Genomic DNA, 23,799 nt, shown 5'->3' on the forward strand with positions numbered 1-23,799 from the left:
TCAAAGAGAAATATAACATGAAATTTGTTGATTCAGTTGTAATTCATGTATCTGCTGGAAACGGAGGACATGGATGTACGAGTTTTAGAAGAGAAAAATTTATACCTAAGGGAGGTCCGGATGGAGGAGATGGAGGCGATGGAGGTAATATTTGGATAATATCTGATTTAAATATGAATTCACTAACTGATTATCGTATTAAAAAAATTTTCCATGCAGAAAATGGAAAAAATGGATTTAAAGCAAATAGTTCTGGAAAAAAAGGAAAGGATACATATATCCGTGTCCCTTTAGGAACTAGAATTATAGATATTGAAACTAATGAAATAGTAGCGGATATACAGCATAAAAATCAAAAAATTCTTGTTGCTAAAGGAGGTTGGCATGGTTTAGGAAATACTCGTTTTAAGTCACCTACTAATCGAACTCCTAGGAAAAATACCAAAGGTTCATTAGGCGAAAATAGACATATTTCATTAGAATTACTATTAATTGCAGATGTTGGAACATTAGGTTTTCCTAATTCTGGTAAATCTACTTTAACTAGTATGATGTCTAATGCTAAAACAAAAATAGACAGTTATCCGTTTACAACTTTACATCCAGTATTAGGAACAGTAGAAAAAAAAAAAAAAAAATTCATTATTGCTGATATACCTGGAATTATACAGGGAGCATCATCAGGAGTAGGTTTAGGAATAAAATTTTTAAAACATTTATCTCGTTGTAAATTACTACTACATATTATTGATACAAATACCATTAAAAAAAAAAATCTTAATAAAATCAGACACATTATCTTACAAGAACTTAAAAATTTTAATGAATCACTATTTCAAATACCGAGATGGTTAATCTTTAATAAAATTGATATTTTAACAAAAAAAAAAATTAATAAAATCAAAAAATATGTAAAAAACAAAATTCATCCTTGTCAAAAATATTACTTTATTTCTGCTAAAGATAATATCGGAATTAAAAATTTATCTAAAAATATTATTAAATATTTATATGGACAAAAAAAATAACATACACAAATATTTTTTAAAAATTTATTTTCTGTAAAAAGAAATAATAGAATCGCATAAAAAAATATATTTTTATGTATGTTTTGATTTTAACTATAAAGAAACCCGGATTAAAAACACCGGGATTTCTTCACTATACAAAAATCACTATCTTTTTGAAAATTGAGTCTTTTTTCTAGATTTGCGAAGACCATATTTTTTACGTTCAACTTGTCTTGAATCACGAGTTACAAAACCTTCTTTACGTAGTACTCCTCGCAATGTATTATCATACTGTATCAATGCACGAGTAATACCCTGACGAATTGCTCCTGCCTGACCAGATATTCCACCACCTTTAACAGTAATATAAAAATCAAATATATTCAACATATTTACCAAATCTAAAGGCTGTTGAACAACCATACACGCCGTTTTTCTACCAAAATATTCTTTTAAAGAACGTTTATTAATACAAATTTTTCCTGTTCCTTTACGCAAAAAAACACGTGCAGAAGAAGACTTACGACGACCTGTGCCATAATTTATATATTCAGACATTGCATATATCCTAATATTTTATGTATATTAAATATTTAAAAAAATTGGTTTTTGTGCACTTAAATTATGTTCGTGCAATGGAAATACCTTTAATTTTTTAAAAATTGATCTGCCAAGAGAACCTTTTGGTAACATTCCTTTAACAGCTCTTTCAAGTATTCTTTCTGGATGATGTAGTAACATATACTGAAAAGTATATTTCTTAATTCCACCTACATATCCAGTATGGTGATAATAAAATTTATTAATTGATTTTTTTCCCGTAACAATTATTTTTGATGCATTTATAACTATGATATAATCACCAATATCTACATGAGGAGTATACTCGGGTTTATGTTTTCCCCGCAAGACAGTAGATATTTTAGCTGCGAAGCGACCTAATATTTTGTTTGTCCCATCAACGTAATACCAAGATTTTGTAATTTTATCCGAATTAGCTGAAAAACTTTTCATAATAAATTTCACCTTAAATATATAATTTAAAAATTAAAAAATTTATTTATTTGGTATACAAAAAAAAACCATAAATATTATTTATATATATAATAAATATTTATATAATTTTATTTATAATTAAATATTTTAAACCAATTAAACGAGAGTTAATAGAATGGACAAGAAAAAGACGCTAGAATTATTAAGAAATCAAATTAACAATGTTGATCATAAAATAATCAAATTATTGTCATTTCGAGAATCTCTCTCGATAGATATTTTGCAAAATAAAATACATAACAAACTTGATATTCGAGACAAAAATCGTGAAATAGAACTATTTAATAATTTACATCAACTAAGCAAAAAAAACAAAATAAATCCAGAATTCATACAAAAAATATTTGAAATAATTGTTAATAATTCAATTCTTATTCAAAAAAAACATAAAAAAAAAATAAAAAACAATTCCAAAAAACGTTTTTGTGCCTACTTAGGTCCAATTGGTTCATATTCATCTGAAGTTTTTAATAATTTATCTAAAAACAACAAAAATTTCTTTTTTGCGCATGAACATACTAATTTTGATTCTATAATTAAATCTTTAAACGATCATTGTTGTTACGTAGCACTATTACCTTTTGAAAATAGAATATCAGGAATTATTCCAGAAGTATATGAGATACTAAAAAAACAAAATGAAATATATATAGTTAAAGAAATTTATGCGACAATTCAACATCACTTGTTTACAGCAAAAAATTGTTTTTTTTATAATATTAAAAAAGTATATAGCCATGTACAACCATTTAAACAATGTAGTATTTTTTTAGAAAAATTTCCAGAATGGAAAAAAAAATATTTTAATAGTACTTCTGAAGGTATGAAAAAACTCTCTTTAGAAAATAAAAAAAACTCCGCTGTAATTGGAAGTTCTGTAGGTGGTTCTTATTATAATTTACAAAAAATAGCAGCTAATATTTCTAATGTAAAAAATAATATTACTAGATTTATATTAATTTCTAAAAAAAAAAACAAAATAAAAAAAAAAATTTCAGTAAAAACTACCATCCTTATAACCTTAAATAATAATCAAGAAAACATCACAAAAATAAAAAAAATATTTAAAAAAAGAAAAATTAAAATTACTAATATAATTTTAGAAAAAAATATAATTAATAAAACAACAAAAACATATCTAATAGAAATAATAGAAAATTTTTTTTCTAACGTCACACAAGAAACTTTACAAATCATCAAAAAGTATGTAAAAAATATAAAAATTTTAGGCTGTTATCCTGTTGAAAAAAATATAACTAAACTATTTTAATCAATTTTAATATTTTTTTATAACTATAAATTTTGATATTATTACATTCAAATACCACTAATACAAGGATATTTACTATCATTATGTTTAATAGCCTAACAAAAAAAATAACTGATATTTTTGAAAATATTTCACATCGAAGCCACCTAAAAGAAAAAAAAATTAAGGAAACTTTGCGTAGGATAAAATCAGCATTATTAGATGCTGACGTATCATTAATAATTGTGAACGTATTTTTGAAAAAAATAAAATCAAAAATATCTGAAGCATATATAAACAAAAACTTTAGTCCTAGTCAAAATTTAATAAAAATAGTGTTATATGAATTAACTAAAATAATGGGAAGTAAAAGTTACTTATTTAATTTTTTGTTAAACCAACTAACTATTTGTACTATTATTGGTCAACCAGGATCTGGAAAAACAACAAGCACTGCCAAGTTAGCTCATTTATTATCGAAAAAATATAAAAAAAAAATATTAGTAGTTTCTATCGATATATATAGACCTGCAGCTATTCTACAGTTGAAAAGATTAATACAAAAAACTAAAGCTAATTTTTTTCAGTCTAACTGTAATCAAAAAATTATAGAAATAATTAAGTTAGCAATAATAACAGCAAAGAAAAAAAAATATGACGTGCTATTAATAGATACGGCTGGACAAATACATACCAACCACTCAAAAATAAAAGAAATGGAAAAAGTACAAAATTATATCAAACCACATGAAACATTATTCGTAATAGATTCTATGACCGGACAAGATTCTGTTAATACGATTAAAAAATTTAATAAAATCTTTACATTATCAGGAATTATATTAACAAAACTAGATAGTGATACACGAGGAGGAGTGGCATTATCAGTAAGATCTTTAACAAAAATTCCAATTAAATATATTGGTGTTGGAGAAAAGATTTATGATTTACAAATTTTTCATCCCAAAAGAATTGCTAAAAGAATTTTAGGTATGGGAGATGTACTATCTTTAATAGATGATATTAAAAATAAAATTAAAAATAAAGAACTAGATTTAATGAAAGAAACTACTAAAAAAGGAAATACTTTCAATCTAAATGATTTCCTGATACAAATTAAACAAATCAAAAAAATAGGAGGCGTTGAATCATTAATACATAAGTTACCTATTAATATTATTAACAGTAACTCTATGTTAAATAATATTGATAAAGAATCTTTCATAAAAATTGAAGCTATGATTCAATCCATGACTGAAAAAGAAAGAAAAATACCATCTATTATAAAATATTCTAGAAAAAAAAGAATTGCCAAAGGCTCTGGAATTACTATACAGGAAATTAATATTTATTTAAAAAAATTCGAAAATATGAAAAATATCATAAAAAACCTTAACAAAAACAAAAAAAACAAAATATTTGAAAAAATTAAAAATTATCTGATAAAATAATATAAATTATATTTGTTAAACTTTAAAAACAAATTGAATATTTAAAATAAATTTTTTTAATATAAGAGAAAAATTGTATGATAAAAATCAGACTAGCAAGACATGGAGCCAAAAAAAAACCATTTTATCAAATTATAGTATCTGATGTAAGATCTGCTCGAAATGGAAAATTTATTGAACGTATCGGATATTTTAATCCCTTTGCTAAAAAAAATGAAAAAAAAATACATTTATCTACTGATAGGGTTGATTTTTGGATAAAAAAAGGAGCTCAAAAATCATCACGATTTGATAAATTATTAATAGAACATGTAAAAAATGTATATCATACACAGAATGATTATAAATAATGATTATCATTGGAAAAATAGGAAATCCATATGGAATTTTAGGATGGGTACATATCCTTTCATATACAGAAAAAAAAGAAAATATTTTTTGTTACTTTCCGTGGAAATTAGAAAAATTGAATATGTATATTTATAAAAAAAATATTATTACATATAAAAACCATACAAATCATTTTTTAGTAAAAATAGATAACTTACACAACAGAACGCAGGCTTCTTCTATAGCTAACCAGAATATATTAATGAAATCTACTAAATTACCTAAATTACAAAAACATGAATACTATTGGAATAACATTTTATTATGTAAAATTTTTAACGTAGAAAAAGAAATAATAGGGTTAGTAAAACAAATATTAGATAATAAGATTTATAATATCTTAAAAATATTTAATTTTAAAAAAAAAAAAAATATATATGTTCCATTTATACAACCCAATATTATTAAAAAAATAGATATAAAAAATAAAATTATTATTATTAATTGGAATTTATGTGAATAAACATAGATTTTTTTAAGAAGATAAAAATTATGCAATTTAGTATTGTCACAATTTTTCCTAAAATGTTTGATAACATATTTCAATACGGAATCATTAGTCGAGCTATTAAAAATAAAATAATTAACATTAATATTTTTAATCTAAGAAAATTTAGTACAAATAAAAGAAGAAAAGTAGATGATAAAATTTATGGTGGAGGTCCTGGCATGTTAATTATGTTTTCACCATTATTTAAAGCGGTTACAAAAATAAAAAAAACGCATAAAACAGATAGTATAGTAATATACTTATCTCCGCAAGGAAAATTATTGAATCACAAAAACATTCAACATTTTCTTAACATAAAACACCTAATATTTATTTGTGGTCGTTATCAAGGTATTGATGAACGATTTATACGAAATCAAGTAGATGAAGAATGGTCTGTGGGTGATTATATTCTCACTGGAGGAGAGTTACCGTCTATGATATTTATTGATACCATTACACGATTACTTCCAGGAGTATTAAACAATAAAAATTCCTTATTAAATGAAACTTTTTCCAAAAATTTATTAGATTGTCCTCATTATACACGACCAAAAAAAATAAACAATATTAGTGTACCTAAAATTTTACTATCAGGAAATCATAAAAAAATAAAAAAATGGAGATTGCAAAAATCATTAAAAAATACTTTAATAAAAAAACCAAATCTTATAGATAAATAAATTTACTTTAATATTAGTGTAATAAAAATAAAAATCACTATAATCTAACTAAATAAAAATTTTACATACCAATTACATGAGATATTCAAAATATGAATAGTTATATTCACACCCTGGAAAATAAATATAAAAAAAAAAACGTTCCATATTTCAATTCAGGTGATTCTATTGTTATCAAAACATGGATATTAGAAGGTAATAAAAAACGCCTTCAGTCATTTGAAGGTATTGTAATCGCAAAAAGAAATAGAAATCTCAATTCCTCATTTACAGTTCGAAAAATATCTAATGGTGAAGGTGTAGAAAGAAAATTCTTAATACATTCACCAAATATACACGAAATAAAAGTTGTAAAAAAAGGATTAGTGAAAAAATCAAAATTATATTATTTACGATATCGAAAAGGAAAATCTGCACGAATCAAAGAGCGCTTGAATTAAAAATAATTCTATATACATATAAACTATATATTACATATGTAAAAATAATTTACTTTCATATAAATCATGCAGTCAGCATACAAAAATTGACTGCACAATATATATGTATTATATATATTTAATACGTTCCACCAATTGTTAACCGATCTATTTTAATGGTTGGTTGACCAACATTTACTGGAATATTCTGTCCATTTTTTACACAACTCCCTATTCCGTCGTCTATACATAAATTATTTCCTACCATGGATATGGATTGCATTACTTCCGTTCCTGATCCAATTAATGTAGCATCTTTGATAGGATGAATAATTTTACCATTTTTAATAAGATATGCTTCGGAAGTAGTAAAAACAAAATTTCCTGATGTGATATCTACCTGACCTCCGCTAAAATTAACAGCATAAATACCATAATCAACACTGTTTATAATATCGGTAGGAGTATCTATACCAGCTAATAAATATGTATTAGTCATACGAGGCATAGGTAAATGCGCATATGATTCTCTTCGACCATTACCTGTGCTTTTTTTATTCATAATATGTGCATTTAATTTATCTTGTAAAAATGATTTTAAAATTCCATCTTTAATTAAAACATTATATTGACTAGGCACTCCTTCATCATCTATATTTATAGAACCTCGTTTACTATTAAGTGTTCCATTATCTACGATAGTACATAAAGTAGAAGCAACTCTATGTCCTTTTTTTTTAGAAAATACAGAGGTTTTTTTTCGAATAAAATCTCCTTCTAATCCATGTCCTACTGCTTCATGAAATAAAATTCCTGGCCATCCAGGACCTAAGATAACTGGAAATAAACCAGATGGTGATGGTTTCGCAAATAAGGAAAGAAGTGCTATACGAACCGCTTCTTTAGTCCAAGTATCTATTAATGTTCCTTTATTAGTATTTTTTTTAAAAAATTCATTAATTCTAAATCTACCTCCTCCTCCGCTAGTTCCTATTTCTCTACTATTATTTTGCTCTACTGTTACTTGTATAGTAATGTGAATTAATGGTCGAATATCACTTAATACTGATCTGTCATCAGTAGATCCAATTATAATTTCTTCATATTCACATGTTAATACAGCATAAACATCAGTAACTCGACTATCTTGTTGTCTAGCTAATCGATCGATATAATTTAAAATATAAATTTTTTTTTCAATATAATCATTATTAATGGGATTAAATTGTGGATACATACTTTTAAAATCTGAATATAATTGTTTTTTTATAATGTTATTTTTAACATTGACAATCATATTACAAACCATATTAGTAAAATAAATTAAATTTTTTAACGTAATAGAGTTAGTATAAGAAAAACTAGTAGAAATATCTTTTACTGCTCGTATTCCAACACCTTTATCATAAAAATAAGATCCTTGTTTAATAATTTTGTTATCTAAAATCCATGCTTCTTGTTCTTTTAATTGAAAATATATATCTCCAAAATCAACTTTATTTTCTAACATATTATCTAACAACAAAAAAATGTCATGTTTTTTAAGATTATATTTATTTAATAAAATATTTATCATTATCAGAAATCTCTTAATATTTATATCAATTTAATGTTATGAAAATATTTTGATGATAATCTTTTAAATATATTTATAAATACATTATTTATATTTTGATTTAAAATATGATAATAATTATTATAAATAATTATTATTAAATGTTATTATATTATAAATATTATTGTTATTTTTACTAAATTTATATAAAATGAGATTAAATATGAATCAAAAATTCAAAATATTATTAATAAATGGACCTAATTTAAATTTATTAGGAACTCGAGAACCAAAAATATATGGTTCAGATACATTACCTGAAATTATAAAGAAAATAAAAAGCACAGCTAACATTTTAAATGTTAAATTATATGATTTTCAATCTAATGCAGAACATAAAATAGTAGAAAAAATACATGAAAGCAAATTGCTGAAAATACAATTTATTTTAATTAATCCAGGTGCATTTGCGCATACTAGCATCTCTATTCGGGATGCTTTATTAGCAGTACAAATTCCATTTTTTGAAATTCATATTTCCAATATTTTCTCTAGAGAAAACTTTCGTTCACATTCCTGGATATCAGATATATCATGTGGAATTATATCCGGATTTGGAACTGACGGATACATATGTGCATTAAATAAATCTGTAAATATGTTAATAAAAAAAAGTTTGTAAGAAAAAATTATAAATATATAAGATAAAATTTTTTATCTGTTACATTTTTTATTTTTATAATATAAATTAAGTTTTTTTCTTAAAGTTCCACGATTAATTCCTAAAATTAAAGCAGCTTGTGTTTGATTACCTCGAGTATATTGCATTATATTATCAAATAACGGTTTTTCTATTTCAGATAAAAATCGTTGATATAAATTATTATCATTTTTTTTAATAACCACTGAAAAATAGTTTTTTAAAGCAATCGTAATATAATTAATTAAAGGAGTATTAAATACTTCTTTATTAATAATATTTAATACAAAAAAACAACCAGAATTTCTTTTATTATTTAACATATATTTACTTAATTAATTTTATAAAAAATATTCTTAATATGATCAAAGATCAGGAATATTAACATTAAACTGTTTTATTTTAGTGATAAATGTATTTTGTAATACATAAAGTATATCACTGTAAATTATATTTGTATAATTATGTGACAAAATATATATTTATTATACCATATCTTCACAATATAATAATGTAAGCAGATGCACCATGTCTAGAGGAGGACTGGTTATCCAAGTTTTTAATTCATCGGTTACAGGGTGTACAAAGCTTAACATTCTAGAATGTAGAGACGGTCTGGAAAATCTACACAAAAAAATACATGTTTTTTTAGAATATCCCAGTGAATTATATCTTATTCCTTTAGAATATGTACTATCTCCAAATATAGGGTGAGCAATGGAAGAAAAATGTACTCTAATTTGATGCATTCTCCCTGTTTTTATTTGTACACGAACATATGTATAATTTTTGAATCTAGTAATAACTTTGTAGTGAGTAATTGCTTTTTTTCCTCCGCTACCAATTGTCATAATAGTTCGACGATAAATGTTTCTTTTAATTGGATAATTGATACTTCCATTTCGTCCAATTCTTCCAACAACAATAGCGTCGTATTCTTTAATTATTTTACGGTTTTTAAACAAACCAATTAAATAATTATATGCTAAAATTGTTTTAGCCACGACTAACAAACCTGATGTATTTTTATCTAATCTATGAACTATACCCGCTCTAGGTAAACTGGAATTACTTTTATAATGAAAAATTAAAGCGTTTAATAATGTTCCAGATATATTTCCATAACCTAAATGAACAACAAAATTAGATGGTTTATTAATTATCAATATCTCAGAATCTTCAAAAATAATATCTAATGGTATATTTTCTTTTTTTATTTTGGTGAGATTGAATTCATTATTGACGCACACAATAATTAAATCATTAAAAAAAATTTTTTTTTTGGAACAGTAACAATAACATCATTTACAGATATACATCCTGATAAAATCCATTTTTTTATACACGAACGAGATATTGGAAAAAACTTTTGAACTAAAATTTTATCCAATCTACAAGACTTTAATTTTGACACAGTAGATATAAATTTTAATTTTATTGTATTAGAAGACATATTATACTCATTAAATTTTGTATTTTTAAAAATAAAAAATAAATATTATATTTTAACATAAAAAATATTAAATTTAGATATTTTTGTATTCAAAAAATAATTAAAAATTAATTTTACACATAAAATATTATCTTAATACATTAAAAAATCAAATATTTTATCTGTATAAGATAACTATATTTTTTATTTTAATAAACATTTTTAGGGAAAAAATTATATGAAAACTGATAAAATCCGATCTTTGTTTTTACAATTTTTTAAAGAAAAAAACCATACTATTGTTAAAAGTAGTTCTTTAATACCTGCAAACGATAACACTTTATTATTTACAAATGCAGGAATGAATCAATTTAAAGAAATATACTTAGGATATAAAAGAAACCAAACATCATCATATACTAGTTCTCAATATTGTATTCGAACAGGAGGAAAGCATAATGATTTCAATAAAGTGGGATATGAACCATACCACCATACATTATTTGAAATGCTCGGAAATTTTAGTTTTGGAGAATATTTTAAAGAAACGTCTATTATATATGCATGGGAATTTTTAACTCATAAAAAATGGTTAAAAATATCAAGAAAAAAAATATGGATCACATATTATTATAAAGATATTGAAACAAAAAATATTTGGTTAAATAAAATAAAAATTCAACCTAATCACTTAATTACAATATATGACAAAAATAACATAAAATATCATTCCAATAATTTTTGGAAAATGGGTGATTCAGGTCCATGCGGTCCATGTACTGAAATTTTTTACGATACAAGAAAAAATAATAAAGAAAAAAAAAAAATTAAAAACTACAACGAACTAAAAAAATATTGTGTAGAAATTTGGAACTTAGTTTTTATGCAATTTAATCAAATTAGATCTAAAAAACTAATAAAATTACCCATTCCTTCAGTAGATACAGGTATGGGTTTAGAACGTATATCAGCAGTTTTGCAGAAAGTTTCCTCAAGCTATGAAACAGATAATTTTATTAAACTAATACAATCTATCAAAAAAACTATAAAAATCAAATCAAATAACTATATTTCATTGAGAATTATTGCAGATCACATCCGAACAGCAACTTGTCTGATTTCTGAAAATATAATACCTGGAAATGAAGGAAGAAATTATGTATTAAGAAGAATTATTAGAAGAGCATTAAGTCATGGATATTTTATAGGCTTACATAAACCTTTTTTTTATAAATTATCCGAATTTATAATCAAAAATATGACACAAATAAATGTAGATTTTAACATTTCTTCTAATATTAATGTTATAAAAAAAATACTATTGTCTGAAGAAAAACAATTTTATCAAGTATTGAAAATAGGAATGTACAAGTTAAAAAAAGAAATCATTGTCAATCAAACCAAAAAACTATGTGAAAAAAAAATATTTCATTTATATGAAACATTTGGATTACCTATAGAAATTACAAAAGATATTTGCAAAAAAAAAAAAATATCTATTAATTTTCAAAAATTAAATCAAATAATAAAATTAAATAAACAAAAACAAAAAAAAAAACATACACAAAAAAATCAACATAGTTCATGTTTAATACATATTACTAAGAAATCTATTTTTGATGGATATCATGAATATATAAAAAAATCTAAAATTACTCAAATTATTTATAAAAATAAATCTGTTTCATATTTATCTGAAAAATGCGTAGGAATATTAGTATTAAATATAACACCTTTTTATGGTGAATCTAGCGGACAAATAGGAGATTCAGGAAAAATAATCAATAAAAAAGGAACGTTTATAGTTAATAACACACAAAAAAATGGAAATTTTACTGCACACCTAGGATACCTTAAAAAAGGTATTTTATGCGTAGGAGAAAATATAGTTGCAAAAATAGATTCTAAAAAAAGAAAAAGAATACAATCTAATCATTCTGCTTCACACTTATTACATGCCGCATTAATTAAAAAATTTGGATTGAATATAGTTCAAAAAGGATCCTATATAAATAATAAATACTTCCGATTCGATTTTATGTACAACGATAACCTTACAGAAAAAGACATTCAAAAATTAGAAATTATAATAAATAAAAAAATTCAAAAAAATATCAAAATACATGCTATTATTACATCATTTTCTCGAGCACAAAAATATAATGCTATATATTTATCATCTAAAAAATATAAAAATACCGTCCGTATGATCTGTATTAATAATTTTTCTATTGAATTATGTAATGGAACTCATCATGAATCTACTGGAAAAATAGGATGTTTTAAAATTATAAAATATAAAAATATTGGAAATTCAATAAAACGTATTACTGCAATAACAGGTATACCCGTAATACATTATATTCAAAAAAAAATAAATAAAGAAAAAAAAATACAAAATTTACTAAAAAATAATTCCAATGATATATATAAATCAATAAAAAAATTAGTAAATAAAATTAGTTATATAAAAAAAGAAAAAAAAGACTTAACAAACCAAAATATTTCACAAATATCTAAAAATTTAATATCAAAAGCATATAATATTAATGATATATTAATAATAATTTCATATATATCCCATTTAAAATATACAATGCTTAAAAATATATCTGATACTATCAAACAAAAAAAAGAATCCGTTATTATTATACTAATCAATAAAAATACCTCAATAATAAGATTTTTAATTAGTGTTACTAATAATATTATTCAACATATAAATGCAATAGATGTTATGAATATAATATTTTCTATTTTATCTGGAAAAGGTGGAGGAAATAAAAATATTGTTAAAGGAAAATTAGAAAACACAAATATTATATCTGAAAAAATAAAAAAAATGAAAAAAAAAATCATAAAATATATACACGAAAATAATATATACAAATAATACTTATATTATAAAAAACAAGTTTATGAATAATATATATATTATTTTATTTATTTTAATATGTTTAAAAAAACAAAATATATATTTTGTTTCTCAAAAGGAACGAAAGAAATGCTTATTTTAACTCGTCGAATTGGCGAAACGTTAATGATCGGCGATGAAATAACTGTAACAATTTTAGGGATTAAAGGAAATCAAATTCGTGTAGGAATTAATGCTCCTAAAAAAATATCTGTACATAGAGAAGAAATATATAAAAAAATTCAGCTAGAAAAAAATTCGTGTGAAGGAGATAAAAAATAAACACTTACTGTATTTTGTGAACATTCAAAATACAGTAAAAATATCTTTACTTGTTAAAAAATTTAATTTTTTTTAACAAATATATTACTTAATATAATTAATATCATTTCATTAAGAAATCAATAAAAAATAAATATTGAATGTGACAATAAAATTTCATTTGACTTATTTTATAAAAAAAGTAATATAGTCATATATATTTTTTATATATTTAATATATTGGTGAGATGGCCGAGTGGTTTAAGGCGCTCCCCTGCTAAAGGAGTATGTATTAATCTGCATCGAGGGTTCAAATCCCTCTCTCACCAAAATAATATCATATATGCATCCGTAGCTTAGTTGGATAGAGCACTCGGCTACGAACCGAGAGGTTGAAGGTTCAAATCCTTCCGGATGCATAAATAATATTTATATATATGAATAATAATTAATTAATACCTTAATTTATGTTTTATTTTATATGAAATAGGATATTATATTTTGTATATTCCTAGAATTTATTTTAATAAATCAATAAAAGTTGACACAATTATTAAATTAAAAAAAAACATGGTACATTTTTGTGTAAATGTAATTAGATTACGTATCAATGATATAATACATTTATTTAATAATACTAATTATATATTTATCTCTAAAATATTAGACATAAAAAAAAAAAACATTTTAATAAAAATTATAAGTACACAACTAGACGATAAAGAATCCCCAATAAAAATTCATTTAGGACAATGCGTGTCTAAAAAAATGAATATAACCATTGAAAAATCAGTAGAACTAGGTATTAATACCATTACTCCTATAATATCTAAAAAAAAAAATTCTGAGAAATCAATATCTAAAAAAATATGTCATTGGGAAAAGATAATTATTTCTGCATGTGCTCAATCTCTTAGAAATATTGTACCTAAATTAAACACACCATCTACAATACATCAATGGTGTGATAGCATCACTCCAAAATCTACTAAAATTATTTTTGATCCTAGAGCTAAAAATACAATTTATAATATTCCCAATCAATACAAAAATATTTTTATATTAATAGGTTCAGAAAAAGGATTTCATGAATATGAAAAAAAATGTGCACAGGAAAAAAATTTTTTAAAAGTATCCCTAGGGCCTAGGGTACTGCGAACTGAAACAGCAAGTATTGTAGCAATAACTGCATTACAAATACACTTAGGAGATATATAAAATATATACTGTTAATCATTAATATATACAATAATATAATCTAAAATATCTATTTAGAATTTAAAGCAGAATCAATCATTTCATTCAAAACTAACATTCGTGATTTTATATGTTTAATACAATGAACAGATTTATGTTTTTCTATCTCTAGTTCATAGCAAATATTTAAAGCAGTAATAAAAATTAATTGCTCTATATTAGAAACACCTGTTTTTTCCTTTAAGTCTTCCAATCTTTTATTTAAAATATTTGCTAGATAGTATAAATCTGAAGAATTTTTGTCAGGACAATTAACACGTATAAACCGACCAAAAACTTCTATATCAATAGATTTTAATGACATAAATAATTCTCTATAAATAATCATTTTTAAAAAAAATATGTAATATTATCTAATAATCTATTTTCAAATCATACATCAATACATACATGTTATAAAGAGATTTTATCTATTTTATCAACATAACTAACCAATACCAAATCTGCTTTTCTTATACAAAATAATCCTACAGATACAACTCCGGGTATATTATTTATATATTTCTCTAAATAAATAGAATTATCCATACATAAATTGTGCATATCAATAATATAATTACCATTATCTGTAATAAAATTTTTTCTATATTCAGGTTTTCCACCTAATTTTACTACTTCTCTGGATACACTATTTAATGAAATAGGAATTACTTCTACAGGAACAGGAACATTATCAAAATTTTTTACATATTTTGATTTATCTACTATACATAAAAATTTTTTTGAAACAGAAGCTATAATTTTTTCTCTAGTTAAAGCCCCTCCGCCACCTTTTATCATTTCCAAAGAATGATTTATTTGATCTGCACTATCAATATAAATATCAAGTGATGTAAGTGTGTTTAAATTAACAATAGGTATATTAGACTTTTTTAATAAATCTTCTGATGTAGAAGAACTCGGTACAACTCCTCTAATATAACTAGAAATAGTTGATAACTCTTTAATAAAAAAATTTATTGTAGATCCTGATCCAATTCCAATTATTGAATTTTTTGGTACATAATTTATCGCAGATATAGCTACAGATTTTTTTAACGTATCAAACATATTTTCTCCATAATACATTAAAAATTATTTATCAAAAATAAAATGTTATAATGTTTTTTTTAGATAAATCAATTATAATCATGATAATAATAAAATTTAATTATTTCGTTAATTATTGTAATAACAAAACAATACATCCATTTTTACACAAAAATAATTATTAAAAAAGTATTTTCATATAAACTATTGTATAAATAATATTTTATCTGGGGTACCTGGATTCGAACCAGGGATGCCGGTATCAAAAACCGGTGCCGTAACCTCTTGGCTATACCCCAAAATTCACATTAATAAAAATTTTTAATACTATTATAATTATGCGGAAGGCGAGATTTGAACTCGCAAACTTTTCAGCGCCAGAACCTAAATCTGGTGCGTCTACCATTTTCGCCACTTCCGCTACTTAATATATATATAATTTTTATGGCTATAACGAGAATCGAACTCGTGACCTCAGCGTTATGAGTGCTGCGCTCTAACCGACTGAGCTACATAGCCAGAATATTAAAAATACTAATATTTAAATATTAATTTTACACAAATAAAATGTTTTTTACAATAAAAATTTATAAAAATTATTTTATAAAAAAATAATTTTTTATAAAAAACATGATGTTTAGAAAACATATCAAATAAAAATACAATAAAAATCATCATACATAAAATACATCAGGAATAGTTTAACAATGAAACCTACAAACAACAACAATTTCATTAGTAAAATTGTAAAATATTCAATCTTAAAAAATCCTAAAAGAAAAATAAAAACACGGTTTCCACCAGAACCTAATGGGTACTTACATATAGGACATGCAAAATCTATATATTTAAATAATAATATTGCTAATAAATATAATGGTACATGTAATCTTAGATTTGATGACACAAATCCTAGAAATGAAAATGTAAAATACATTCAAGCAATTAAAAAGGATATAAAATGGTTAGGTTTAGATTGGTATAAAGCGCCAACATATACTTCAAATTACTTTAATCAATTATACCGATATGCAATTCAGTTAATAAAAAAAAAAGCAGCATATGTAGACGAATTAAACGCAAATGATATAAAAAAATATAGAGGAACGTTAAAAAAAACTGGAAAAAATAGTCCTTTTCGTAACCGAACCGTTAAAAAAAATTTAACGTTGTTTAAAAAAATGAAAAACGGAATGTTTCCAGAAGGATCTATGTGTTTACGAGCAAAAATAGATATGAAATCATCATATATTATATTACGCGATCCTGTTTTATATAGAATCATTGTTTCTGAACATCATCAAACAAAAAAAAAATGGTGTATTTATCCCATGTATGATTTTGCACATTGTATTGCAGATGCTTTGGAAGGAATTACACACTCTTTATGTACATTAGAATTTTTAGATAATCGCCAATTATATATATGGATACTAGAAAAATTACATTTCAATAAAATACCTCCAAAACAATATGAATTTTCTAAATTAAATTTAGAATATACAATTTTATCTAAAAGAAAAATACAAAAGTTAATAAACCTTAAACTAGTAAGCGGATGGAAAGATCCAAGACTAAGTACACTATCGGGTTTACGAAAAAGAGGATATACTAAAAATTCTATTAAAACATTTTGTCAGAAAGTAGGAGTTACTAGACAACAAAGTCTAATAGAATTATCTCTACTAGAGTCTTGTATACGAAAAGATCTTAATTATTCTTCTCCTAGAAGAATGGCTGTTATTAATCCTATTAAATTAATTATAACAAATATTGATCATAATTATACAGAATACTTAGATGTTCCGAATCATCCTAATAGAAAAGAAATGGGTCACAGAAAAATTTTATTTTCCAGAGAAATATATATTGAAAAAGAAGATTTTTGTAAAAAATCTGTTATAGACTACAAAGGATTAGTATTAGGAAAAAAAGTTCGATTAAAATATGCATATACTATACGAGCAAATCAAATTATAAAAAACAAAAACAATGATATTTTATGTATTTTGTGTACTTATTACTTAAATACAAAAAAAACAAAAATCTTACCAAAAAAATCATATAATATAATTCACTGGATATCTAAAAAAAATTCTACTAAAACTCAATTCAAATTATTTAATGTTTTATTTACATGTAAAAATCCAGAAAAAGAAAAAAACATTATTCAATTATATAATCCTAATTCATGTATAATTAAAGTAGGGTATACTGAATCTATAGTAGATAATGAAGATATTCAACATGCTTACCAGTTTGAAAGAATAGGATATTTTTTAAAATTAAAAAAAAAAAATAAATATAATATTTTAGTATGTCATAGAATTGTATCTTTAAAAAATAAATATAAAAATCTAATAAATTAAATTTTATTTATTTAATTTTATTAAATATTTATTTAATTTTATAAAATTTATAATACTAACATATTAATTCATTTGATAAGAATCATTTTTTTTTTATAAAATTAACAATAACAATATATATTAATATTAGTAATTAAATTATTACTAATATTGATATAAATAAAAATACTATTTTTATAAAATAATATATATAACTATTGCATATTATACAAACATAAAAAATTTAGAATCAAATTACAATAACATCTAATAGTCTGTTTATATATAAAAGTATTAATTAAATAATCATTAATGTTGTATTTTTATAAAAATTTACACGTACGGAACAATACAATGTCAAAAATAAAAAAAATATTTGCTCGCGAAATACTGGATTCCCGGGGATATCCAACCATTGAAACTGAAGTTCATTTAACTAGCGGACATATTGGATTAGCTTCTGCTCCGTCCGGAGCATCTACTGGTTCTAAAGAGGCTTTAGAATTAAGAGACGGAGATTTTAAACGTTTTTTTGGTAAGGGAGTACAAAAGGCAGTACAGAGCGTAAATACAGAAATAAGAAGAAGTTTATTAGGTAAACAAGCGGATGAGCAAAAAGAAATAGACAATTACCTGATACGTTTAGACGGTACACCTAACAAATCAAAATTTGGTGCAAATGCAATTTTATCAGTGTCGTTAGCACTCGCAAAATCTGTTGCTGCAGAAAATAGAATTCCATTTTATTCTTATATTTCTGAGCTTAATAAATCAAACAATAAATTTTCTTTACCCCTTCCTATGATCAATATCATTAATGGAGGTATGCATGCCAATAATAATATTGATCTTCAAGAATTTATGATACAACCAATAGGAGCTATTAATATTAAAGAAGCTATTCGTATAGGATCAGAAGTATTTCATACATTGGGTACAATACTAAAAAATAAAGGATATACAACTTGTGTAGGAGACGAGGGAGGTTATGCTCCTAATTTACAGTCTAATGAAGAAGCGTTATCTATGATGAGTTTGGCTGTAGAAAAAGCAAATTACAAATTAGGAGAAGATGTGGTTTTTGCTATAGACTGCGCTGCATCAGAATTGTTCGATAAAAAAACACAAACATACAAGTTAGAAAATGAAAAAAAAACATTTAATTCGCAAGAATTTACTCATTACCTTCAGAAATTAACTAAAAAATATCCTATTTTATCAATAGAAGACGGCTTACATGAAAATGATTGGAAAGGCTTTATACATCAAACGAAAGTCTTGGGAAAAACTATACAACTAGTAGGGGATGATTTATTTGTTACAAATAAAAAAATTTTAAGTTATGGAATAAAAAATAAAGCCGCAAACGCAATTTTAGTCAAATTAAATCAAATAGGAACCTTAACAGAAACTTTAGAAACTATTCGTTTAGCTAAAAAAAATAAGTACTCTGTTATTATATCTCACCGATCTGGAGAAACAGAAGATACTAGTATTGCTGACTTATCTGTTGGTACATCTGCAGGACAAATAAAAACAGGTTCCATGTGTAGATCGGATAGAACAGCAAAATATAATAGATTAATTAGAATAGAAGAATTTATGGATCTTGATAGAAGCCTACCAAAAGAACGATTAAAAATGTTCAATCCATATAACTAAAATTATATACAATTTAGAACATATAATAAATATTGTTGTTTATAAAATAGGGGTGTAACCCCTATTAATAATAACTATTAATATGTATATAAACATATATAATATTTAAAAAATATGACTTTAATATTTATATACCAAGATAATATAATGTAACTAAATTTTTTTAATTTATATTTTATATATAGATAAATCATTGATTAAATTAATAGAAAGGATACACTACTAAATGAGTTTTACAAAATTAAAATTTTAATATCTTGAAAATAAAAAAATATCATTTATTTAAAAAATTTCTAGTATTGTACATTTTAATATTCTATATTAATGATTTATATAACTATAAGTACAGCAGAAAAAGTATGAAAAAAAAAATAATCATATTAATTGATGGAAACTATTGTTTATATCAAACATATTTTTCTTATTTAAAATTAAAAAACAAGAATGGAGATTCAACTGGAATATTATATGGATGTATTAAAATATTTAACAGGTTAATAGAAATATTTAATCCTAAAAACATCGTAATTATTTTTGATACTTCAAAAACAACATTTCGACATCAATTATACAATAAATATAAAAAACATAGAAAACCAATGCCTAGTAACTTAAAACAACAAATAAAACCTCTAAAAAAAATTATTCAATTACTAGGTATACCAATAATCAATATAAAAAATGTTGAAGCTGATGATATCATTGGTAGTTTATCTAAAAAATTTACAAAAAAAAAATATTATGTGTTTATCTATAGCGCAGACAAAGATTTAACACAGTTAGTAGATAAAAAAGTATCTATCATCCCAGGAAATTTTATCACAGAAGTATTAAATGAAAAGCATGTATACAAAAAATATGGGGTACATGCAAAATGTATAGCAGATTTTTTAGGATTAACAGGTGATTCTTCTGATAACATTCCTGGTGTTCCTGGTATAGGAAAAAAAACAGCTTCTGCGCTTTTAAAAAATTTCTCCTCTATATCAGATATATATAAAAATATAAACCGTGTTGTTCATCTTCCGATAAGGAACATAAAAAATATTACAAGTAGTTTAGAAAAAAACAAAAAAACAGCCTTTCTATCATACCGTCTTACTAAAATAAATCAAAATATTTATATAAAAGACATATCATCACATTTAAAAAAAAATAAAATAGATACACCTTTATTATTAAAATATTTTAAATATTATCAATTCAATAAATACATTGAACAAATATATACAAATCAATTTCCTATTTTAGATAAATATCATAAAAAAAAAAAAAATGTACAAATTGAAATAGTAAATACTGATGTTATATTAAAAATGATAAATATCATTATTCAAAAAAAAATATTTTCTATTGCTATAGACTTTTATATAAACAAAGAAAAAAAAACTTTTTTTTATATCTCCATATCGGTTACTAATTATATAACATGGTGGTATATTTATGATCAAAGAAAAAATAATAAATGCATGATAACTCCAAATATAATTTTAAAAAAAATAAAATTTATTCTAGAAAACGAGAATTATCACAAAATCGGTACCGATTTAAAGAAAATTTTTCATACCTTAAAAAAATTTGATATTACATTAACAGGAATATATTTTGATACATCAATTGCATTATATTACTATCAATTAAGTAACAATAAAAAAAAATATAAAAAAAATACCTTGAAAAAAAACATAACCAAGAAAAATATTTTTAATTCAAAAAAAATAATTTTTAACGTTATTCAAAAATCTTTAAATCCAATACAAAAATATTTTCAAAATATAAAATATTTAACTATTAACTCTAAAAAATCATTTAGATCTATTGACATACCTTTAATAGAAGTACTATCTACCATGGAACATACTGGTGTATTGATAAAAAAAAAAATACTAAAAAAACAAAAAAAAAAAATCAATAATACATCATTAAAACTTTCAAATAAAATATATTCTATAACTCAAGAAAAATTCAATATTAATTCTCCTAAACAATTACAAAAAATTTTATTTAAAAAATATAATTTTCCATACTTTAAAAAAACAAAAACTGGCAATATTTCCACTGACGAAACAGTTCTCTCGGAACTATCTAAAATTCATAAATTACCTAAAATTATTCTACAATATAGAATATTAAAAAAATTAAAAAATACTTATTTAAAAAAATTAATGCAATCGATAAATGGAAAAACAAAAAGAATTCACACTACATATCACCAAGACTCAACATCAACTGGTCGATTATCTTCAAGTAATCCTAATTTACAAAACATTCCAATTAAAACTAAAACAGGAAGAAAACTTCGAATAGCGTTTATTGCAAAAAAAAAATGGTTATTATTAACGGCAGATTATTCTCATATTGAATTAAGAATAATGGCACATTATTCGAATGATAAAAAAATGATAAAAGATTTATCATATACTCAAGATATACATTATAATTCAGCTAAATATATATTCAATATTAATGATAATAAAATAAAATCTTATCATAGAAATATTGCTAAAATTGTAAATTTTTCAATATTATATGGAATTAGTTCTTTTGGACTATCTCAAAAACTAAATATTCCCATCTGTAAAGCTAGAGAATATATAAAAAATTATTTTTCAACATATAAAACAATTAAAGAATATATCAAATATACATATAATTTTGCTAAAAAAAAAGAGTATGTGAAAACATTATTTGGAAGAAAAATATATATCCCCAATATTAATTCAAAAAATCAAAAATTAAAAAATAACGCAAAACGTTTTTGTATTAATGTAATTATACAAAATACTGCTTCAGATATAATTAAAACTTCTATGATTAAATTACAACATATATTTCAAAAAAAATATCCAAATGATATAAAAATAATTATGCAAATACATGATGAATTAATATTTGAAATAAAAGAAGAACAAATATCTAAATTTAGTCATTTAATTAAATATCACATGGAAAATAGTACCAAATTAATAGTTCCATTATATGTATCTATTAAAACAGGAAAAAATTGGAAAGAAATGAAATCTTGTATTTTATCTGTTCCAAAATAAATTATACCATACAGATAAATGATGCCGAATAACTAAAATATCTAATTTACTAAATTTAGAAAAAACCAAAACAGTTATGTCCATATTTAAAATAGATATTTTTTTACGAATTTGTGAAATTTGAATTATTTTTTTTTGTTTGGAAACTTTATCAGTTTTGGTTAAAACAAATAAAATTGAAACTGATCTTTTCTTCAAAATTTTTAAAATTTTTAAATCTAATAATTTTAAAGAATAACGAATATCGGATAAAATCATAACACCACGTAAACATAATCTATGACGTAAATAAAAAAATAGACTTTTAGTGATTAATTTTTTAGTTAATAAATTTATTGTAGAATATCCATATCCTGGAAAATCTATTATTCTAAAACTTGACATAACATCAAAAACATTTATAGTTCTAGTTCTCCCTGGTAATTTACTCACGCGAGCTAATTTTTTATTATTAGTTAATACATTTAGTAAACTAGATTTTCCAGAATTAGAATAACCTAAAACTGCAATTTCTATTCCAGAAAAATCTTCTAACTCACAAGTATTAATAATACTTTTTAAAAAAGATGTTTTATTAAATTTTATATTATTCATGATAAACATCATCCTTATTAATATACCATAATCAAAAATGTAAATAATTAGTTTGCAAATACTAATTCATAAATCAGAAAAATATTGTAAAATAAAAATATAATTATACACTATAAATATTGAAATTAAGAATATACCATCATATCTATTTAACATAGTATATAAATACTACCATTTTGTTAAAAAAATATTTTGTATAAAATACCTATAAATAATATTATATTACTATTTTAGATAAGAAAATTATATAAT

23 protein-coding genes and 5 tRNA genes are annotated in these 23,799 nt (G+C 22.9%); 16 read left to right on the plus strand and 12 right to left on the minus strand.

Annotated features, from left to right (window positions below):
* Positions 1–17 precede the first annotated feature (17 nt).
* The gene (gene cgtA / locus BUCISPPS3390_RS01275) at positions 18–1,028 is read left to right on the plus strand and encodes an Obg family GTPase CgtA (RefSeq protein WP_154060849.1); all 1,011 of its coding nucleotides are present in this window, start codon (positions 18–20) and stop codon (positions 1,026–1,028) included.
* A gap of 147 nt (positions 1,029–1,175) precedes the next feature.
* Here cgtA and rpsI read toward each other — a convergent pair whose 3' ends face one another.
* Positions 1,176–1,568 carry a 30S ribosomal protein S9 gene (gene rpsI / locus BUCISPPS3390_RS01280; RefSeq protein ID WP_154060850.1) on the minus strand — a complete coding sequence of 131 codons (393 nt, stop codon included), beginning with the start codon at positions 1,566–1,568 and terminating at the stop codon, positions 1,176–1,178.
* 27 nt (positions 1,569–1,595) lie between these two features.
* Positions 1,596–2,024: a 50S ribosomal protein L13 gene (gene rplM / locus BUCISPPS3390_RS01285; RefSeq protein WP_154060851.1), complete on the minus strand. Its 429-nt coding sequence runs from the start codon at positions 2,022–2,024 to the stop codon at positions 1,596–1,598.
* Between the two features lie 157 nt (positions 2,025–2,181).
* Between rplM and BUCISPPS3390_RS01290 the strand changes: the two genes are divergently transcribed.
* The 6 genes from BUCISPPS3390_RS01290 to rplS all read left to right on the plus strand — a co-directional run bounded on the left by BUCISPPS3390_RS01290 (position 2,182) and on the right by rplS (position 6,769).
* Entirely contained in the window at positions 2,182–3,336 is a 1,155-nt protein-coding gene (locus tag BUCISPPS3390_RS01290) for a prephenate dehydratase domain-containing protein (protein ID WP_154060852.1), read from the plus strand.
* 83 nt (positions 3,337–3,419) lie between these two features.
* A complete protein-coding gene (locus BUCISPPS3390_RS01295; protein WP_154060853.1) occupies positions 3,420–4,766 on the plus strand; it encodes a signal recognition particle protein in 1,347 nt (448 codons plus the stop codon).
* Between the two features lie 77 nt (positions 4,767–4,843).
* Positions 4,844–5,116, plus strand: a complete 273-nt coding sequence (gene rpsP / locus BUCISPPS3390_RS01300; protein ID WP_154060854.1) for a 30S ribosomal protein S16 — start codon at positions 4,844–4,846, stop codon at positions 5,114–5,116.
* Positions 5,116–5,619 (plus strand): ribosome maturation factor RimM, encoded by a 504-nt coding sequence (gene rimM, locus BUCISPPS3390_RS01305; protein WP_154060855.1) that lies wholly within the window; start codon positions 5,116–5,118, stop codon positions 5,617–5,619. Before rpsP ends, rimM begins: the two co-directional genes overlap by 1 nt.
* 29 nt (positions 5,620–5,648) lie before the next feature.
* Positions 5,649–6,329, plus strand: a complete 681-nt coding sequence (trmD, locus tag BUCISPPS3390_RS01310) for a tRNA (guanosine(37)-N1)-methyltransferase TrmD (protein WP_172599029.1) — start codon at positions 5,649–5,651, stop codon at positions 6,327–6,329.
* Positions 6,330–6,421: 92 nt separating this feature from the next.
* Positions 6,422–6,769 carry a 50S ribosomal protein L19 gene (gene rplS, locus BUCISPPS3390_RS01315; protein WP_154060857.1) on the plus strand — a complete coding sequence of 116 codons (348 nt, stop codon included), beginning with the start codon at positions 6,422–6,424 and terminating at the stop codon, positions 6,767–6,769.
* 118 nt (positions 6,770–6,887) lie between these two features.
* Here the strand turns inward: rplS and tldD are convergent, their stop codons facing one another.
* Positions 6,888–8,324, minus strand: coding sequence for a metalloprotease TldD (tldD, locus tag BUCISPPS3390_RS01320; RefSeq protein ID WP_154060858.1), 1,437 nt, complete (start codon positions 8,322–8,324; stop codon positions 6,888–6,890).
* A gap of 202 nt (positions 8,325–8,526) precedes the next feature.
* Between tldD and aroQ the strand changes: the two genes are divergently transcribed.
* On the plus strand, positions 8,527–8,985 hold the full coding sequence (gene aroQ, locus BUCISPPS3390_RS01325) for a type II 3-dehydroquinate dehydratase (protein ID WP_154060859.1): 459 nt from the start codon (positions 8,527–8,529) through the stop codon (positions 8,983–8,985).
* A 32-nt stretch (positions 8,986–9,017) separates the two neighbouring features.
* Here aroQ and BUCISPPS3390_RS01330 read toward each other — a convergent pair whose 3' ends face one another.
* From BUCISPPS3390_RS01330 to BUCISPPS3390_RS02125, 3 genes are all read right to left on the minus strand, one after another.
* Positions 9,018–9,326: a helix-turn-helix domain-containing protein gene (locus BUCISPPS3390_RS01330; RefSeq protein WP_154060860.1), complete on the minus strand. Its 309-nt coding sequence runs from the start codon at positions 9,324–9,326 to the stop codon at positions 9,018–9,020.
* A gap of 162 nt (positions 9,327–9,488) precedes the next feature.
* Entirely contained in the window at positions 9,489–10,253 is a 765-nt protein-coding gene (locus BUCISPPS3390_RS01335) for an RluA family pseudouridine synthase (RefSeq protein WP_232036967.1), read from the minus strand.
* Positions 10,254–10,258: 5 nt separating this feature from the next.
* Positions 10,259–10,456 (minus strand): S4 domain-containing protein, encoded by a 198-nt coding sequence (locus BUCISPPS3390_RS02125; RefSeq protein ID WP_232036968.1) that lies wholly within the window; start codon positions 10,454–10,456, stop codon positions 10,259–10,261.
* 217 nt (positions 10,457–10,673) lie between these two features.
* On the opposite strand from BUCISPPS3390_RS02125, the gene alaS reads away from it, so the two are divergent.
* The 5 genes from alaS (at position 10,674) to BUCISPPS3390_RS01360 (ending at position 14,828) form a co-directional block, all read left to right on the plus strand.
* Positions 10,674–13,328 (plus strand): alanine--tRNA ligase, encoded by a 2,655-nt coding sequence (alaS, locus tag BUCISPPS3390_RS01340; RefSeq protein ID WP_154060861.1) that lies wholly within the window; start codon positions 10,674–10,676, stop codon positions 13,326–13,328.
* 111 nt (positions 13,329–13,439) lie between these two features.
* On the plus strand, positions 13,440–13,631 hold the full coding sequence (gene csrA, locus BUCISPPS3390_RS01345; RefSeq protein WP_154060862.1) for a carbon storage regulator CsrA: 192 nt from the start codon (positions 13,440–13,442) through the stop codon (positions 13,629–13,631).
* A 221-nt stretch (positions 13,632–13,852) separates the two neighbouring features.
* Positions 13,853–13,939 (plus strand) — tRNA-Ser (locus tag BUCISPPS3390_RS01350).
* A 16-nt stretch (positions 13,940–13,955) separates the two neighbouring features.
* Positions 13,956–14,029: transfer RNA gene (locus BUCISPPS3390_RS01355), tRNA-Arg, on the plus strand.
* Between the two features lie 82 nt (positions 14,030–14,111).
* Positions 14,112–14,828 carry a 16S rRNA (uracil(1498)-N(3))-methyltransferase gene (locus tag BUCISPPS3390_RS01360; protein ID WP_172599030.1) on the plus strand — a complete coding sequence of 239 codons (717 nt, stop codon included), beginning with the start codon at positions 14,112–14,114 and terminating at the stop codon, positions 14,826–14,828.
* 49 nt (positions 14,829–14,877) lie between these two features.
* Here BUCISPPS3390_RS01360 and zapA read toward each other — a convergent pair whose 3' ends face one another.
* From zapA to BUCISPPS3390_RS01385, 5 genes are all read right to left on the minus strand, one after another.
* Positions 14,878–15,171, minus strand: a complete 294-nt coding sequence (zapA, locus tag BUCISPPS3390_RS01365; RefSeq protein WP_154060864.1) for a cell division protein ZapA — start codon at positions 15,169–15,171, stop codon at positions 14,878–14,880.
* An 89-nt stretch (positions 15,172–15,260) separates the two neighbouring features.
* Complete coding sequence (gene rpiA / locus BUCISPPS3390_RS01370) at positions 15,261–15,917, minus strand: ribose-5-phosphate isomerase RpiA (protein WP_154060865.1); 657 nt, start codon at positions 15,915–15,917, stop codon at positions 15,261–15,263.
* Between the two features lie 206 nt (positions 15,918–16,123).
* Positions 16,124–16,195 (minus strand) — tRNA-Gln (locus tag BUCISPPS3390_RS01375).
* Positions 16,196–16,235: 40 nt separating this feature from the next.
* Positions 16,236–16,317 (minus strand) — tRNA-Leu (locus tag BUCISPPS3390_RS01380).
* Positions 16,318–16,341: 24 nt separating this feature from the next.
* Positions 16,342–16,415 (minus strand) — tRNA-Met (locus BUCISPPS3390_RS01385).
* Between the two features lie 188 nt (positions 16,416–16,603).
* On the opposite strand from BUCISPPS3390_RS01385, the gene BUCISPPS3390_RS01390 reads away from it, so the two are divergent.
* From BUCISPPS3390_RS01390 to polA, 3 genes are all read left to right on the plus strand, one after another.
* The gene (locus BUCISPPS3390_RS01390; RefSeq protein ID WP_154060866.1) at positions 16,604–18,265 is read left to right on the plus strand and encodes a glutamine--tRNA ligase/YqeY domain fusion protein; all 1,662 of its coding nucleotides are present in this window, start codon (positions 16,604–16,606) and stop codon (positions 18,263–18,265) included.
* 333 nt (positions 18,266–18,598) lie between these two features.
* Positions 18,599–19,906 carry a phosphopyruvate hydratase gene (gene eno, locus BUCISPPS3390_RS01395; protein WP_154060867.1) on the plus strand — a complete coding sequence of 436 codons (1,308 nt, stop codon included), beginning with the start codon at positions 18,599–18,601 and terminating at the stop codon, positions 19,904–19,906.
* A 359-nt stretch (positions 19,907–20,265) separates the two neighbouring features.
* Positions 20,266–22,953: a DNA polymerase I gene (gene polA / locus BUCISPPS3390_RS01400; RefSeq protein ID WP_154060868.1), complete on the plus strand. Its 2,688-nt coding sequence runs from the start codon at positions 20,266–20,268 to the stop codon at positions 22,951–22,953.
* Here the strand turns inward: polA and yihA are convergent.
* Positions 22,936–23,547 (minus strand): ribosome biogenesis GTP-binding protein YihA/YsxC, encoded by a 612-nt coding sequence (gene yihA / locus BUCISPPS3390_RS01405; protein ID WP_172599031.1) that lies wholly within the window; start codon positions 23,545–23,547, stop codon positions 22,936–22,938. The genes polA and yihA overlap by 18 nt on opposite strands.
* Positions 23,548–23,799 lie beyond the last annotated feature (252 nt).

It is taken from the genome of Buchnera aphidicola (Cinara cf. splendens/pseudotsugae 3390) (assembly GCF_900698845.1).
In the GTDB taxonomy this organism is placed as follows: Bacteria; Pseudomonadota; Gammaproteobacteria; order Enterobacterales; family Enterobacteriaceae; genus Buchnera_F; species Buchnera_F aphidicola_AM.

What these genes read in the sequence shown, in the direction of transcription:
- cgtA (WP_154060849.1), top strand. Translation starts at nt 18, where the DNA reads ATGAAATTTGTTGATTCAGTTGTAATTCATGTATCTGCTGGAAACGGA.
- rpsI (WP_154060850.1), bottom strand. Translation starts at nt 1,568, where the DNA reads ATGTCTGAATATATAAATTATGGCACAGGTCGTCGTAAGTCTTCTTCT.
- rplM (WP_154060851.1), bottom strand. Translation starts at nt 2,024, where the DNA reads ATGAAAAGTTTTTCAGCTAATTCGGATAAAATTACAAAATCTTGGTAT.
- BUCISPPS3390_RS01290 (WP_154060852.1), top strand. Translation starts at nt 2,182, where the DNA reads ATGGACAAGAAAAAGACGCTAGAATTATTAAGAAATCAAATTAACAAT.
- BUCISPPS3390_RS01295 (WP_154060853.1), top strand. Translation starts at nt 3,420, where the DNA reads ATGTTTAATAGCCTAACAAAAAAAATAACTGATATTTTTGAAAATATT.
- rpsP (WP_154060854.1), top strand. Translation starts at nt 4,844, where the DNA reads ATGATAAAAATCAGACTAGCAAGACATGGAGCCAAAAAAAAACCATTT.
- rimM (WP_154060855.1), top strand. Translation starts at nt 5,116, where the DNA reads ATGATTATCATTGGAAAAATAGGAAATCCATATGGAATTTTAGGATGG.
- trmD (WP_172599029.1), top strand. Translation starts at nt 5,649, where the DNA reads ATGCAATTTAGTATTGTCACAATTTTTCCTAAAATGTTTGATAACATA.
- rplS (WP_154060857.1), top strand. Translation starts at nt 6,422, where the DNA reads ATGAATAGTTATATTCACACCCTGGAAAATAAATATAAAAAAAAAAAC.
- tldD (WP_154060858.1), bottom strand. Translation starts at nt 8,324, where the DNA reads ATGATAAATATTTTATTAAATAAATATAATCTTAAAAAACATGACATT.
- aroQ (WP_154060859.1), top strand. Translation starts at nt 8,527, where the DNA reads ATGAATCAAAAATTCAAAATATTATTAATAAATGGACCTAATTTAAAT.
- BUCISPPS3390_RS01330 (WP_154060860.1), bottom strand. Translation starts at nt 9,326, where the DNA reads ATGTTAAATAATAAAAGAAATTCTGGTTGTTTTTTTGTATTAAATATT.
- BUCISPPS3390_RS02125 (WP_232036968.1), bottom strand. Translation starts at nt 10,456, where the DNA reads ATGTCTTCTAATACAATAAAATTAAAATTTATATCTACTGTGTCAAAA.
- alaS (WP_154060861.1), top strand. Translation starts at nt 10,674, where the DNA reads ATGAAAACTGATAAAATCCGATCTTTGTTTTTACAATTTTTTAAAGAA.
- csrA (WP_154060862.1), top strand. Translation starts at nt 13,440, where the DNA reads ATGCTTATTTTAACTCGTCGAATTGGCGAAACGTTAATGATCGGCGAT.
- zapA (WP_154060864.1), bottom strand. Translation starts at nt 15,171, where the DNA reads ATGTCATTAAAATCTATTGATATAGAAGTTTTTGGTCGGTTTATACGT.
- rpiA (WP_154060865.1), bottom strand. Translation starts at nt 15,917, where the DNA reads ATGTTTGATACGTTAAAAAAATCTGTAGCTATATCTGCGATAAATTAT.
- BUCISPPS3390_RS01390 (WP_154060866.1), top strand. Translation starts at nt 16,604, where the DNA reads ATGAAACCTACAAACAACAACAATTTCATTAGTAAAATTGTAAAATAT.
- eno (WP_154060867.1), top strand. Translation starts at nt 18,599, where the DNA reads ATGTCAAAAATAAAAAAAATATTTGCTCGCGAAATACTGGATTCCCGG.
- polA (WP_154060868.1), top strand. Translation starts at nt 20,266, where the DNA reads ATGAAAAAAAAAATAATCATATTAATTGATGGAAACTATTGTTTATAT.
- yihA (WP_172599031.1), bottom strand. Translation starts at nt 23,547, where the DNA reads ATGAATAATATAAAATTTAATAAAACATCTTTTTTAAAAAGTATTATT.